This window comes from Caldanaerobius polysaccharolyticus DSM 13641, from assembly GCF_000427425.1.
GTDB lineage: Bacteria > Bacillota > Thermoanaerobacteria > Thermoanaerobacterales > Caldanaerobiaceae > Caldanaerobius > Caldanaerobius polysaccharolyticus.
The window spans coordinates 311,083-325,235 of sequence record NZ_KE386494.1; the positions used below are offsets into that span (position 1 = coordinate 311,083).

At 42.5% G+C, this 14,153-nt stretch carries 14 protein-coding genes; 1 reads left to right on the forward strand and 13 read right to left on the reverse strand.

Annotated features, from left to right (window positions below; all coding sequences use genetic code 11):
* Positions 1-13: 13 nt before the first annotated feature.
* Positions 14-1,096 (reverse strand): DNA-processing protein DprA, encoded by a 1,083-nt coding sequence (dprA, locus tag CALPO_RS0102540; RefSeq protein ID WP_051585788.1) that lies wholly within the window; start codon positions 1,094-1,096, stop codon positions 14-16.
* Positions 1,097-1,266: 170 nt separating this feature from the next.
* Here dprA and CALPO_RS13065 point away from each other — a divergent pair, with 170 nt between their 5' ends.
* Complete coding sequence (locus CALPO_RS13065) at positions 1,267-1,893, forward strand: ribonuclease HII (protein WP_051585789.1); 627 nt, start codon at positions 1,267-1,269, stop codon at positions 1,891-1,893.
* On the opposite strand, the gene CALPO_RS0102550 is transcribed toward CALPO_RS13065, so the two are convergent.
* The 12 genes from CALPO_RS0102550 to CALPO_RS0102585 form a co-directional block, all read right to left on the reverse strand.
* Positions 1,888-3,333, reverse strand: coding sequence for a multicopper oxidase family protein (locus tag CALPO_RS0102550; RefSeq protein ID WP_084295131.1), 1,446 nt, complete (start codon positions 3,331-3,333; stop codon positions 1,888-1,890). The genes CALPO_RS13065 and CALPO_RS0102550 overlap by 6 nt on opposite strands.
* 151 nt (positions 3,334-3,484) lie before the next feature.
* Positions 3,485-3,838, reverse strand: a complete 354-nt coding sequence (locus CALPO_RS14785) for a carbohydrate ABC transporter permease (protein ID WP_322786091.1) — start codon at positions 3,836-3,838, stop codon at positions 3,485-3,487.
* Positions 3,839-4,354, reverse strand: coding sequence for a carbohydrate ABC transporter permease (locus CALPO_RS14790; protein WP_218915135.1), 516 nt, complete (start codon positions 4,352-4,354; stop codon positions 3,839-3,841).
* Between the two features lie 18 nt (positions 4,355-4,372).
* On the reverse strand, positions 4,373-5,266 hold the full coding sequence (locus CALPO_RS0102560; protein ID WP_218915136.1) for a carbohydrate ABC transporter permease: 894 nt from the start codon (positions 5,264-5,266) through the stop codon (positions 4,373-4,375).
* 96 nt (positions 5,267-5,362) lie between these two features.
* A complete protein-coding gene (locus tag CALPO_RS0102565; protein ID WP_026485933.1) occupies positions 5,363-6,700 on the reverse strand; it encodes an ABC transporter substrate-binding protein in 1,338 nt (445 codons plus the stop codon).
* A 291-nt stretch (positions 6,701-6,991) separates the two neighbouring features.
* The gene (locus CALPO_RS14795; RefSeq protein WP_218915137.1) at positions 6,992-7,951 is read right to left on the reverse strand and encodes a beta-galactosidase trimerization domain-containing protein; all 960 of its coding nucleotides are present in this window, start codon (positions 7,949-7,951) and stop codon (positions 6,992-6,994) included.
* Positions 7,948-8,985: an alpha-L-fucosidase gene (locus CALPO_RS14800; RefSeq protein WP_218915138.1), complete on the reverse strand. Its 1,038-nt coding sequence runs from the start codon at positions 8,983-8,985 to the stop codon at positions 7,948-7,950. Before CALPO_RS14800 ends, CALPO_RS14795 begins: the two co-directional genes overlap by 4 nt.
* Positions 8,986-9,003: 18 nt before the next feature.
* On the reverse strand, positions 9,004-11,304 hold the full coding sequence (locus CALPO_RS0102575; protein WP_035172019.1) for a glycoside hydrolase family 95 protein: 2,301 nt from the start codon (positions 11,302-11,304) through the stop codon (positions 9,004-9,006).
* 126 nt (positions 11,305-11,430) lie between these two features.
* On the reverse strand, positions 11,431-11,835 hold the full coding sequence (locus CALPO_RS14100) for a dehydroquinate synthase/iron-containing alcohol dehydrogenase family protein (protein WP_084295132.1): 405 nt from the start codon (positions 11,833-11,835) through the stop codon (positions 11,431-11,433).
* Positions 11,729-12,106: an iron-containing alcohol dehydrogenase gene (locus CALPO_RS15305; RefSeq protein WP_084295133.1), complete on the reverse strand. Its 378-nt coding sequence runs from the start codon at positions 12,104-12,106 to the stop codon at positions 11,729-11,731. Before CALPO_RS15305 ends, CALPO_RS14100 begins: the two co-directional genes overlap by 107 nt.
* Entirely contained in the window at positions 12,061-12,594 is a 534-nt protein-coding gene (locus tag CALPO_RS14105; RefSeq protein ID WP_051585791.1) for an iron-containing alcohol dehydrogenase, read from the reverse strand. The genes CALPO_RS15305 and CALPO_RS14105 overlap by 46 nt, the downstream gene beginning before the upstream one ends.
* A 13-nt stretch (positions 12,595-12,607) precedes the next feature.
* Positions 12,608-14,083: an alpha-L-fucosidase gene (locus CALPO_RS0102585; RefSeq protein ID WP_035172022.1), complete on the reverse strand. Its 1,476-nt coding sequence runs from the start codon at positions 14,081-14,083 to the stop codon at positions 12,608-12,610.
* Positions 14,084-14,153 lie beyond the last annotated feature (70 nt).

Consider the following 14,153-nt stretch of genomic DNA (forward strand, 5'->3'; position numbering starts at 1 on the left):
TATAAAATTCAAACTATAAAACCTCATAGATTTTCCCCGGCAACCTCTTGACTTTCCCTTTTAACTCCAACAGAGTCAAAATCGAGTTTACCTTTTCCACAGGAATGCCCGCCACAGCTACAAGGTCGTCAATGTGGATAGTTTCACTGAGCTTAATTAATTCATAAACTTTAGTTTCTTCCGCGCTTAAATCACCTGTACCCTGATGCTCCCTCTCTGGACCTGCGTGAATCCCCCACTGGTATTCCTCAAGTATGTCCTGGGCCGACGTAACCAATTTTGCCCCGTCTTTTATGAGCCTGTGACAGCCTGCGCTCATAGGGCTAAAAATATTCCCCGGCACTGCAAAGACATCTCTTCCTTGCTCCAGCGCTGCCTGAGCGGTGATGAGCGAGCCGCTTTTCTCCCCTGCTTCCACTACTACCACGCCCCTGGACAACCCGCTTATAATCCTGTTTCTCTGCGGAAAATAGCCAGCTACAGGTTGGGTACCCGGTGGATACTCGGATACCACCAACCCCTTTTCCCGTATTTTTTCGTAAAGGTCCCTGTTCTCCGGCGGATATACTACGTCCACACCGCAGCCCAAAACTGCGACGGTTTTGCCACCAGCATCTATTGCCGCCCGTTGCGCTGCGCCATCTATCCCTCGCGCCATTCCGCTGACGACAGTGATACCCGAAACCGCTAGATCGCGGGCTATCCTGTCCGCTGCCTTCAGCCCGTAATAAGAAGGCTTTCTGGAACCCACCACCGCTATGGCGATGCTGTCAATACTTAAATCTCCTGCGTAAAACAAAACCGGGGGTGGATCGTATATATGCCTTAAAAGCTCTGGATAGCTGTCATCGTAAAAAGTCACGTAATCTATTCCCTTCGACCTCATCTTTTTAATATAAAAATCGATATCGTAATCCCTGCTTTTAATTATATTATTACACAATTCGCCGCTTATTCCCGGTACCTCAAGCAATTCACTCGGCGAAGCCTTAAATACATTAAAGGCTGTTTTAAAGTGATCCATTAAGGTAAAAAAGCGCCTGCTCCCTATCCCTCTGCACAGGCTCAATAAAAGAACGTATTTCCCCTCTTCCACACCTATCACCTTTGTATTGAAAATTCTTTACAGTATATAAATAATAACAATATATCAATGCTTTTGCAAGAAAAACATGACCTACGATACATGATATGCGATACAGAAGGATTTTCACAAAATCCATCGAATATATCTATTAAAAACACTCTATGAAAGGAAGACATTATTTGAAAGAACAGGAAAAAGCAAGACTTGACGCTATGATGTGCTATGAAACACAGGCGAGGAATACAGGATACAAGTTTATAGGAGGAATAGACGAAGCGGGAAGGGGACCGCTGGCAGGGCCGGTGGTAGCTGCATGTGTGATACTTCCTGAGGGTCTTTACATAGAAGGCCTAAATGACTCTAAAAAATTGACTCCGTCTAAAAGAGAAAAATTATACCTGGAAATACAAAAAGCGGCAGTAGACATAGGCATAGGCTTAGTGGACCAGGACGTTATCGACGAAATAAACATATTAAATGCCACAAAAAAGGCCATGATGATGGCCATAGACAAATTGCGCGTAAAGCCTGATATAATCCTCACAGATGCCGTAAAGCTGGATGTATCCATACCTCAAATTTCTATCATAAAAGGCGACCAAAAAAGTGCATCTATCGCAGCGGCATCCATAATAGCAAAAGTGTACAGAGACAGGCTTATGATAAAATACCATGAGGATTTTCCTCAATACGGATTTAAAAGCAACAAGGGATACGGCACCAAAACTCATATAGAGGCTATAAAAAAATACGGCATAACTCCCCTTCACCGCAAGAGCTTTACTAAAAAATTTATAGAATCATAATTTAAAATTCACCTCATATGGCCTCATCATTTCGTGGTCCTCATGTTCTAATATATGGCAGTGCCACGGATATATGCCGGTATAGTCGCCAAAGCGTGCAATTATTCTTGTAACTTCCCCGGGGTTGGCTCTTACAGTATCTTTCCATCCCCGTTCATTTAAATCCGGTTTTACTTTTGGACCAGTAAAAACAACTTCACCGGTAGATTTATAGTGTTCCACATCAAAGGGTTGTCGGTCCAGTATCTGAAATTGCACCAGGTGAAGGTGTATTGGGTGGGTATCCACAGTTAAGTTAATAAATCTCCATATTTCTACGCTTTGGAATAAAGTTGTATCATCAATAGGATCATCCCACCGCTTGTTGTTTAACAGCAAAATGGGCCTACCGTATTCATCGACACTTTCTATTAATTCCTGATCTCTTACTTTAATAGCGGAACTCTCTGACAGCCATTCAATACGGCACAAACGGTCGGGTATTCTGGAATTATCATGCACAAAATAAGGGTATCCGACTCTAAACTGCATAATCTGGCCTGTGGTATCCGGATCTACCGGATCACCATCCGGAAACGGAGTGGGAGCATCGTTGAGCAGCAATATTTTTTCTCCTGCATATCTTGAGAAATCTACAATGACATCTGCCCTCTCGGCTGGAGCTAGAGTTATAGTGTTTACCTCAACAGGCCTTTCTAATAAACCCCCATCTGTTCCTATTTGATAGAAAGGTTGGCCCGTGGAAAACCTTAATCTATAAAACCTAGAATTAGAACCGTTTAAAATCCGAAAACGGTATTTGCGGGGTTCTACACTCAAATAAGGCCAAACCTTGCCATTTACTAAAATTGTATTGCCAAAAAATTCTGGGACAATTGAAGGATAAACATCTGCCACAGGAGGCTCTGGTTTACTCGGATAAAAAAGTGAACCATCTTTATTGAACGACCTATCCTGTATTATAAGAGGAATTTCATGCTTTCCCTTTGGCAAATTTAAAGATCTCTCATGTTTGTCCCTTATATAATATATCCCTGCTAAACCAGCGTACACATTAAGGCGCGTAATTCCTATCGCATGATCATGGTACCATAATGTAGCAGCTCGCTGGTTATTAGGATAGTAATAAACACTAGTAGAAAAAGCCGGTCCTGTTTCTCCGTATTTTCTTGTAAACCATGCCTCGGGATGGCCATCACTTACCGCAGGCACATTCCCTCCGTGCAGGTGTACAACTGTCCTGACTTCAGGTGTATTCATACATCCATGAACCGTATGATCTACAGGCAGTAAGTGTTTGTCAGGAAGGCTATTTATCCATTTCACTACGACTGGCTTATTCCTTTGTACCTCTATTATAGGACCAGGGTAAAATCCCTCATACCCCCATACAGTGGTCTCAGGAAAATACCTATGGAGTCTTTGCTTAATTTGTTTCATTTTAACTTCATAATATGGTACATGCCAATTTCGGCTTTTTGGCTGCAATACATGCGGAATAGGAAGTATATCTACGTATTTAGGAACCGTCTTAGGGTCCGAGGGATCTATACGAGAGACAGATAAGTTATCAACTGCTTTTGCCGATATATTATCCTTTCACCGATCCTACCGTTAATCCTCCAACGATGTGCTTTGATAAGGCAAAAAATGCGATCATAATAGGTAAGATAGAAACAGCAATGCCCAAATACATAGCGCCATAATCCCTCTCGTAAAAACCTCTCATCATGGATACCAATACAGGTAACGGGAATTTATCCTGTGTAAATATAAGTACCAATGGTGTGAGATAATTGTTCCATGATCCCACAAAAGTGAATATTGAAATGGTAGCTATAGCTGGCAAAATAAGTGGTAGGATTATTTTGTTAAAAATCATAAATTCTCCACATCCGTCAATCCTGGCAGATTCCATCAGGGAATCCTGGATGGAAGAATCTATTTACTGTCTGATCCAGAATACAGAGCTAGCGCTGGCAATAGAAGGGAGAATCAAAGGCCAATAAGTATCCAGCAATCCCAGTGTTTTTACCAGCTGAAAGTAACCTATAAGGCCTAGTTGACCGGGTACCATCATGGTGGCCAGCACAAACCAAAACAGCGCGTTATTGCCTTTAAACCTGTACTTTGAAAAACCATATGCAGTTAATGCGCTAAAATAGCCACTTAAAGCCGTACAAGATACCGCTATAATTATGCTATTTAAAAAACCTCTCCAGATGTTGATGCGCTGGATCATGCGAACGTAATTGTCTACTAAATAACTACCAGGTGCCAGCAACAGCTTAGTAGCTATTTCATCATTGCTGTGAGTGGCGTTTATTATCATCATATAAAAAGGCAAAAACGAAATCACAGCAACCCCAATCAAAAATACATATATTACCACTACATAGATATCGCTCTTACTTTCTTTTTGTTGAATGTTTGTCTTTTTCTCTAAAACTATATTCTGCACAGCGCCTCACCTCTCTAATCAGTCGTATAGGGATCTTCTGGTTATAATCTTAAACACTATTATAGAGAAGACCAAAATCATCAAGAACAAGGCATAAGCCACAGCAGCTCCATATCCATAGTTGTAATTCTTAAAAGCCGTATTGTACAGGTACATAACCATCGTCAGAATAGACTTTTCAGGAGACCCCATGCCATCTGTCAAAGTCATAGGGACATCAAATATCTGCATCCCTCCAATCAACGACGTGATCGCCTGATACAGTACTACGGGCCTTAATAAAGGCAGTGTTATTGTCCAAAAAGTCCTCCACCTATTTGCGCCATCCACATACGCGGCCTCATACAGCTCTACAGGAATCGCTTTTATACCCGCTATAAAAAATATCATCGTGGGACCAAACCACTGCCAGAATTGAATGAGAGAAACCGTGGCACGGGCATAAACCGGTTCATTTAACCAGTTTATAGGGTCTTTAAGCAGTCCCATAGATATCAACAGTTTATTAACCGTACCTGTCTGCCAATCCAGCAAAATATTAAACAAAACACCTATAGATGCTGCTGTGACAAGGTTGGGAACATAAAATATGGCTCTAAAAATACTGGTTCCTTTAATGGAGTACTGAGTAAGTAAAACAGCGAGAAAAATAGCCAATAACATTTGCGGTATAACATTAAATATCCATATAATCCAGGTATTACCGATGGATTTTAAGAACACATCGTCGTTCAAAAGATTAACATAATTCCCAAGCCCTATGAATTTAATTGCGCTAACCCCATCCCATTTTGTAAAGCTCAGATAAAGAGAATACAACACAGGGTACAGACCAAATGTAAAATAGGCAATAAAATAAGGAGCTATAAACAAGTAACCATAGTTATCTTTTTTTAAAACACTTTTAAACACTATAATATCACCCCTTAAATGCCATTTACTTACAATTAACCTGTACAACCCTGTCGGATAGCAGACAGATATCTATGGGTTGTACAGGTTAGCTTATTAATTCGTTTTCACATCAGGATACGCATTTTTGACGTCTTTTTTAAACTGATTTAAAGCATCTTGTTTGTTTTTCTTGCCATCTACGTACAATCCCACACTGTTGGTAAAAAGGGAATTGATATTAGAATCGTATTCCGTCACGATAGACGGATCAATATTTTGAACACCGTCATTTAAAATCTTGTAATAATTTTGCCCTCCAAGGAACGGTTCTCCAAAGGAATCGGAATTGACAAACTCTTTTATTATGGGTACATAACTTACAAAATCGCCCTTTTCTTCTATATATTGCCTTAAATAATCTTTATTGGATGTGACAAATTTTACAAATTGCCACGCCAGATCTTTGTTCTGGCTCTTTGAATATATTCCTAGCCATGTCCCGCCATTCCAGAATTTTGCCGGCCCATTTGCTAGCGCCCAATCGCCACTGGTTTTTGGAGCGTTAACTTTTATGACATACTGCAATCCCCAGCTGGCCAAAAAATAACCGAAAACAGTCCCTTGTGCCATAGAAGCTGACCAAGCAGGTGTCCATGGATTTATCTTTGCTTCTATATTATTATCCCTGGCTTGTTTGGCCAAATCAAAAACCTTCATCATTTCAGGGTCCACAATCAGGGTATTGTCTTTCACCCACGGATCTTTCCTGATCCCCAACTGTATAGTCTGCAAGTCTTGCCAGCTTGCCAGTAAATGCACTTTGCCGTTGCTTTGCTGGTATACCTTTTTACCCATGTCAAACAATCCATCCATAGTACTTGCCATCTGAGAAATCTGCGCAGGGTCATCTGTGCCAAAATACTTTTTTGCTAGACTTCTTCTATACCAGAACCCACCAGGCGTCGCTTGCCAGGAAAGGGCCCGTATATTGCCCTTGTTGTCGCTACCTAATTTAACCACATATGGCACCATATTAGCCGCTATCTCGTCTGCATTATAAGGCGGTGCAGATAAATTTTCCCAGTAATCGGTTTTAGACCATATCCTTACAAACTGTTGCTCACCGCTAAACATATCAGGTACGCCTACCCCTGCCTGCAAAACCGATCTCATTTTTGTTATGTAATCGTTAAACGGCATTTGCGTAAATTGTACCTTGATATTGGGGTAAACTTTATTAAATTGCTGTATCATATATTTGGGTTCATCAGTAAACGACCACAAAGTAATTGTCCCTTTGTAATCCTCAGGCTTTCTCTCTGCCACGTTAGATGTACTTGTCTTGCCCTGCGAGCTAGTCGAACTTGAACTGCTTTTTGAACATCCGGAAAACCATGGAACAATCATAAATAATGTCAATAAAAGCGCTACAATCTTCTTCCTGGATAACATTTTCCTTCCCCCTCAAAATAAACTTTTAATCCTTTACATCTTTCAATTTTTTACCTCATAGAATTTGCCCCCTTCTCTCTTCTACTTAATTCTCATCTTTTTAAAAAAACTTTATTAAGTTTCTAACCTTATCTTACTCCGCCGTAAAAACATTTTCAAAGTCCAAATTGGCTCAAATTTCCTTGAATTCGCGGAATATTCGCCGTTTTTTTTTTTTTAAGAATTTTTCTCACGATTTCTTCATCTTTCTTCATTTATTGCCTTCATGTACCAAAAAAATAACCCACCGTTTCAGTGGGTTATTATTGCGACCATTTGATGGCCATTTACTTTTGGCACAACAAACTCCACTCTATCACCGTTCATATTGAAATCCAATGGTTTTCCCTCGGGTACGCACATCACTTCTTTTACCTTGCAAGGTGACTTTACCGAGACTTTTATGTTATACAGCGGTATGATGTCTTCTATCGTATCAATCTCCTGGCTCCTCCGCTCAGGTATATAATGGAGTAAATGCAACACCCAGCGATTTTGCTGTTCCTGCTCGTTTAAAGTTACCAGCATGGTACTAGGCCCATTATGCTTTATGAGCGGATCCGGCAATAGGATATTTAAAGCGTTTACAAAAAGCTGTTTGCACCAACGGGGAGCGTTTTGATTGTACTGGGTAAAAATCGGGTGCATGAAATAAATCACAGAACCGTTTTTCAATACGCCAGGATACCCTATTTTACCCGATGAAGGAGTATGCCTATGAGAACAGAAATGTTCCCACGTCCTGTTAAAATACGGTACAACAGCATATGCCAGCACCTCTGCGCCCTGCTCGGCCTCTACCTCCAATCCTCTCATATACATCACGTGTTCCGTTTCTGGCAATCCCTTGCCTATCTCACCTTGTGGAAGTATAAAATCGGGGCTATAAGGCGCCTCGCCTTTTAATCTAATGCCGAAAGATTTTACTGAAAATGCGCTTTTATCTTCATTTAATCCTGACTCAAACGACGCTATAATTGCTCCCCCATCAGCTACATATTTATCCAGTTTTTCAGCGAATTCTTCGGACACAGGTATATTATCCGGCAATACAAGAACCCTGTACCTTGAAAAATCGCTTTGCGAATCGATTATATCAAACTGATAGCCCGCCTCCTCTAGCATGCGATTTGCTCCCATAATGGCAGGAGGCAACCCACCTATCTCAGCACCGTAGAACTCTTCAGGGGTAAAAACGCCTATTTCGGTCACAGGTTTAGCTCCTGTACACCACGGCTCTTTTTTTCCACCTGAGAGTACACGGAGCCGATAAGCTCGTAGACTGCATCGGATAATTTACCGTTGGGTTCCAGCTGGTCGCCGATCATGCACTTAGCATTTAATGCTAACATGCGAAAACACTCGTATTCCAATGCCGCCTTGTTTTTAAAGGAATGAAAATCACCCCATGAGGTATGGAACTTGCCTGTTTGCCCAAGGCAGTCAAGCCCCAAATTCCTAGCGTATCGCATTGTCACAGGAAAATGAAGATATCCCCATCCGCCGCTGGGCAGCGTTTCTAACTCAAAATGGGTATAAGCGTCTACGACAGGTCTATGGGCAGGACCCACATGGCCCTTGTTGTAAAATATAGTGCAATCTTTGTTGTACTGTCTGACAAAATTTGTCATATCTCGCTTAAACTCGTTTATAAGCATCTGGCCAAATTCTTTTCTGTCTTCAAGGGAAGCAGGATTTAAACCTTGCTTTATCATGTCCTCCCTGCAATACCTGCAGGCACAAGGAGTAGGCTGAACAATATCGAAAAACAGCCCGTCCACAGGAAATGTCTCTAATATCTCCAATGTCAAAGCCTTGAGAAAATCCCTGTAAGGGGAATTAACGCAAAGCTTGCGATAAAACCCAGCTTCAAATGTGGAATTCCCAAAAGGCCGTCCGCTCTCATCTACGGCCAACCATTCTGGATGCTCGTCTGCCGTATACTTATCCCATTGTACTGTTATATATATAGGGACCCGTATTCCATGTTTGTGACACGCTTCTATCTGATCTCTTAAAAGATTCTTGTTCACAAGATGAGGATGTATTCTTTCCGGAAATTTTTTAGAATCATAATACAGGTACCCATGATGGCACCTAGCGAAACATGTGATAGAATTTACTCTGGCCTTTTCCAATGTAGTAGCAAATTCCTCAGCGTCAAATTTTACTCCAACCCCTTCTATATCAGGGCTGGTGTGAAAATCAAGGTGAACTTCTCTAAAAGGCAATTCAAATCCCCTCATGGATAAACCCCCTTATCATTATACTCTTTCCACGGTATAACCCTTGCCTGCTTGGGTATCAAACTCTACCACGCATGATTCCGGCCTATGTGCTTCCATCACTTTTCCATCTAATTTCACCACTATTTCACTGTTAGATCTTATCCTGCAACGTTCTCCTAAAAGAGAGCGTATAAACGCCTTTATCAACTTTCCTCCTTCCCAATATATGTCTACTTCAAATCCACCTCTGGCTCTCAAACCTCTTATGTAACCGCTATCCCATGCTTTTGGCAAAGCAGGCAAAAGATTTATCTCACCCGCGTGGCTTTGCAATAACATCTCCGCTATGCCAGCCGTTCCTCCAAAATTCCCATCGATCTGAAAGGGCGGATGGTTGTCAAATAGATTAGTCAGCGTGGACTTTCTCAACAGTGCGAGGACATTTTCATACGCCTGTTCAGCTTCTTCCAATCTCGCCCACATATTTATTATCCACGCCCTACTCCAGCCCGTATGCCCGCCACCGTGCTCCAACCTTCTCTCAAGGGTCTTTTTGGCTGCTTTTACAAGCTCAGGTGTGCCTCTAAGTGTTATCTGATTTCCCGGATGCAGTGCAAAAAGATGGGAAATGTGCCTGTGGCCTGGCTGATCCTCCTCGTAATCCTCAAGCCACTCCTGTATCTGCTCGTATCTCCCTATTTTGAGCTTCGGAATCCGCTTTAATATCTCCTCTAATTGGTTTCTAAATTCTTCGTCTATCCCCAGTATCTCGCTGGCTTTAATGCAACGGGTAAACAGCGCATAGATTATCTCGTTGTCCATAGTTGGCCCCATACACAGTGCTGCTCTATGTCCGTCTAGAAGCCTGTATGTATTTTCAGGGGAAACAGAAGGACACGTGACGAGCTGCCCTTCAGGATTTTCAATTAGAAAATCTACAAGAAAAACTGCCGCCTCTCTCATGATGCTATACGCCTTCTTCAGGTATTCAATGTCCCCGCCGAATTCATAATGCTCCCACAGGTGCAAGCATAACCATGCCGCCCCCATAGGCCAATAAGTCGCTGTAACAGTGCGATCCTGTGGCGCTGTATCTGCCCATATATCCGTGTTGTGATGCGCCACAAAACCGCGGCAACCATACATTGTTTTAGCTGTCCGTTGCCCGGGTTCTACCATCCTTTCTATATGATCTAAAAGAGGTATATAGCACTCCGCTAAGTTGCAAATCTCTGCAGGCCAGTAATTCATCTCGGTATTTATGTTTATTGTATACTTACTATCCCATGGCGGCAACATGCTCTCATTCCATATGCCCTGAAGGTTTGCTGGAAGTGAACCCGGCCTGCTGCACGATATTAATAAATAGCGACCAAATTGGAAATAAAGGCTTATAAGGCCATTATCCTCTAAACCGTTTTTAACCCTCTCCAGGCGCTGGTCGGTAGGCAGTAAGTCAAGTTTTTCATCATAACTTAAATGGAGGTCCACCCTCTTAAATAACCTCTGGTAATCTTTTATATGTTCTTCCCGTACAACCTCATAGGAATTTTTAGATGCATTCACTACCTGGTTTAAACAAGCATTTTTCGGATCTTTCTCTCGGAACGTGGTATTTGCCGCAAGGTATAGGGTAGTTGCGTCTGCCCTTTTTATCAGCAAATTGTCACCTATAACTTCTGTAGTGCCGCCCTCTACAACAGCGCGGACCGCAGCCCTAAATACAATACCGTTTTCGCCACCGCACCTTCCTCCCATGATGAGCGTATCAGGCTTTAAAGGCTCAACTCTATCAAGGTTTCTGAATCTACCCCTATCTAACTGCACCTTAAGCGATAGGCTGCCAGGACTCGTCGAAGTCAAATGAATTACAATAACATTATCAACGTAGCTGGCGAAAACTTCCCTAACGTATGTTGTATTGCCCACAACATATTGCACCCTTACGATACCCGTATCGAGATCTAATTCTCTTATGTAATCTTTAACATCTGCCTCATCGTGCTTAAAACTCAAATATAGATCTCCCAGCGGTTCATAATGGCTTTCTGCCTCGGGCAAGCCTGCCAGTGTGAGATTTGCAAGCTCCTGAGCCTCTATAACCTTGCCTTCAAGTATCAGCCGCCTGATCTCAGGCAAATATTCAAGAGCATCGGGATTATTTCTATCCCTTGGACCACCGTACCACACAGAATCTTCGTTTAGCTGAATTCGCTCTACATCAGTCCTGCCAAACACCATTCCACCCAATCTCCCATTGCCCACAGGTAATGCCTCAACCCACTCTTTTGCGGGCTGACGGTACCACAATTTCAAACCATTTTTTTCTTTTGACATCTTAATAATCCCCCCTTTCACCTTTATTTGTTTCGAGCCAATCTATCTATTCAAATTTGATAAGAACATCCAACTCCCCGTATCCATTAAAGAATACGTGGAGTTGGATAAACGAATTACAAACAGTTACATACACCTGCGTATAAGATATATAATATCTTCCCTGGTTGCCATTTTAGGATGACCTTTAAGGTCCAATTGAAAACTGGTGTACACCGTATCGGCAAAGCACTCAATCTGATCTTCTTTTAACCCGTATTCACCAAAGGTCACATCCGCCCCAATCTCTTTGAACAAACCCTCCAGTATCAGGGGCAACCTAGAGGCTTTCTTATTTACAGGTTCAGACTTTAAAGAAGGATCAAGCATCTCCGCTACCACGGCAAACTTTTCAGCGGCTACAGGCAACGTCCACTCCACCACCTCAGGCAAGCATGCCGCTATTGTGCCTCCATGGGGCGCATTGGTCAGCCCGCTTAACGGCTGCCCCAACGCGTGGGGTACCGTCGTCCCTGCATGGGCTATAGCCATACCACCAAAGTACACGCCAGCGCCATCTCCTTCTCGCCTTTATATTAGAACCGTTCTTCACCGCCTCTACTATATTCCCCGCAAAGCGCTTTATGGACTCTAATGCTACCATCTCTGAAAACGGATGGGCATTCACGTTTATATACGACTCAAAAGCGTGGGAAAAGGCATCTACACCGGTTAACGCCGTAAGGGCAGGAGGCATGGTCATCATCAACTCAGGATCTACAATGGATGCCACGGAAAAACCATAGGGCTTACTATAGTACATTTCTGGTGAATCGCTGGATTGTTTATTACAGCATAAGGCGTGGCTTCACTCCCCGTTCCTGCGGTGGTAGGCACAGATATCAAAGGCAATCCTTTTACCTTGGGCCGCACTACATTGGCGCCCAGCCTCTCTGTGTATTCCCAACAGCTCCCTTCATTGGTCGCCAGCAAAGCTATGGCTTTTCCCGTATCTATAGAGCTTCCCCCACCTATAGCTATTACCATGTCATAGTTCCCATTGCGCACCATCTCTGTTCCTTTATCTATAAGCTCTACCGTGGGGTTAGGAACCACTTCGTAAAAAGGAACGGCTTTCACTCCTACCTCAGTGAGTTTTCTTTCCACTCTCTCTTCTACAGCACTTCCCTTTAGAAACGGGTCAATCACCGCAAAAGCTGTTTTACCGTACTTCTTTGCGATTTCTCCTATGCGATCTGCCTCCCCTTCGCCAAAGAAAATCTCAACCGGAAAGTCCACTTTAAATCTCATATTCTCCCTCTCTCTACTTAATTTCGATCTTGATCCTAAACGCCACAGGATATTCCTTCGGTTCGCATCCTGCAATATCAATAACCAAGGCCTGATCACTGCGATTCCATTTAAGCGGTACATCACAACCTATAAGCTCTACTTTATCGATATGCGGCGTGCCAAACGGTGAGTTTGCACCTAGCGATTTTATACTTACGCGTCCACTTTCAGGCCATTTAAGGACAACAGCGTATAAAGTATCACCTTTGGTAGTAAAGCGTATATCCTCACTTGTAAACGCACTTCGCTTCGTATCTGTAAAAGCGCCATCAGTGACTTTTGTAGGACCTTCCCCAAAGACTTTCCATGGGCGTGTTCCATAAATAGCCTCGCCGTTAATCTTAAGCCAGCGTCCAATTTCCATAAGGATCTCCCGTTCTGGCTCTGGTATGGTGCCATCAGATTTCGGCCCGATATTAAGGAGCAGCGACCCATTTTTACTGACAATATCCACCAAATCACAGATAATTTCATTGGGAGCTTTGTAGTCATGATTTTCGATGTATCCCCATGAGTTCTTTGACACCGATGTGTCTGTTTGCCAGAAACGCTGGCGAATATCAGAAAATTGTCCTCGCTCTATGTCAAATACAGCCGTGCCTTCCTCGTACGCATTATATTTGTAATTTATAGCAACTTCTTTATTCCATTCTACTGCTCTATTGTAATAATAAGCTGCAAACTTCCTAAGATATGGTTTAAATGCTAAGTTCTGTATCCACCAATCAAACCATACAATCTGCGGCTGATATTTGTCAACCAGTTCACAGACACGGAGTAACCAATCCTCCAAAAATTCCTCATCAGGAGGACTCTCCTCAACACTGCCCAAATCTTTGGGTGCAGGCCTGGCCGGACCGTAAAAATCACGGTAACGAGGATCCCTAACATCTGAGTCAAATTTCATTCCACCATCAAAAAACCACCAGTGCTCGGCGCGATGGTTTGAAAGACCAAACACCAATCCCCTTTCTCTGACTACTGCAGCCAATTCTCCTATGATATCTCTCTTGGGCCCCATATTGGCAGCATTCCATATGGAAACAGCGCTATCATACATCTGAAATCCATCGTGGTGCTCAGCCACAGGCACTACATATCGCGCTCCCGACTTTTCAAACAAATCAGCCCATGCCTTAGGATCAAATTTTTCTGCTTTAAACATAGGTATAAAATCTTTATAGCCGAACTGGCTTTGTGGACCATAGGTTTTGACATGATGCTCAAACTCGGGAGTGCCTTGCTGGTACATATTGCGAGGATACCATTCATTTCCGAATGCAGGAACTGAGTATACACCCCAATGTATGAAAATACCAAATTTCCCATCTTCATACCATTGCGGTATCCTGTAGTTTAAAAGAGACTGCCATGTATCAGCAAAAGGTCCTTTAGAAATAACATCGTTTATCTTTTTCATCATTTTCTCTTTTATATCCTCTGTCATAAAAAACCTCCTTTTAAATTTAAAGCGTTTCAATTAGAAAAATTTTTTCACAACTTTGGGTTTCACATAA

Coding starts and splice junctions, on each gene's coding strand:
- CALPO_RS14100 (WP_084295132.1), bottom strand. CDS start 11,835: ATGGCTATAGCCCATGCAGGGACGACGGTACCCCACGCGTTGGGGCAG.
- CALPO_RS14105 (WP_051585791.1), bottom strand. CDS start 12,594: ATGAGATTTAAAGTGGACTTTCCGGTTGAGATTTTCTTTGGCGAAGGG.
- CALPO_RS14800 (WP_218915138.1), bottom strand. CDS start 8,985: ATGAGGGGATTTGAATTGCCTTTTAGAGAAGTTCACCTTGATTTTCAC.
- CALPO_RS0102550 (WP_084295131.1), bottom strand. CDS start 3,333: ATGAAACAAATTAAGCAAAGACTCCATAGGTATTTTCCTGAGACCACT.
- CALPO_RS0102565 (WP_026485933.1), bottom strand. CDS start 6,700: ATGTTATCCAGGAAGAAGATTGTAGCGCTTTTATTGACATTATTTATG.
- CALPO_RS15305 (WP_084295133.1), bottom strand. CDS start 12,106: ATGTACTATAGTAAGCCCTATGGTTTTTCCGTGGCATCCATTGTAGAT.
- CALPO_RS0102575 (WP_035172019.1), bottom strand. CDS start 11,304: ATGTCAAAAGAAAAAAATGGTTTGAAATTGTGGTACCGTCAGCCCGCA.
- CALPO_RS0102585 (WP_035172022.1), bottom strand. CDS start 14,083: ATGACAGAGGATATAAAAGAGAAAATGATGAAAAAGATAAACGATGTT.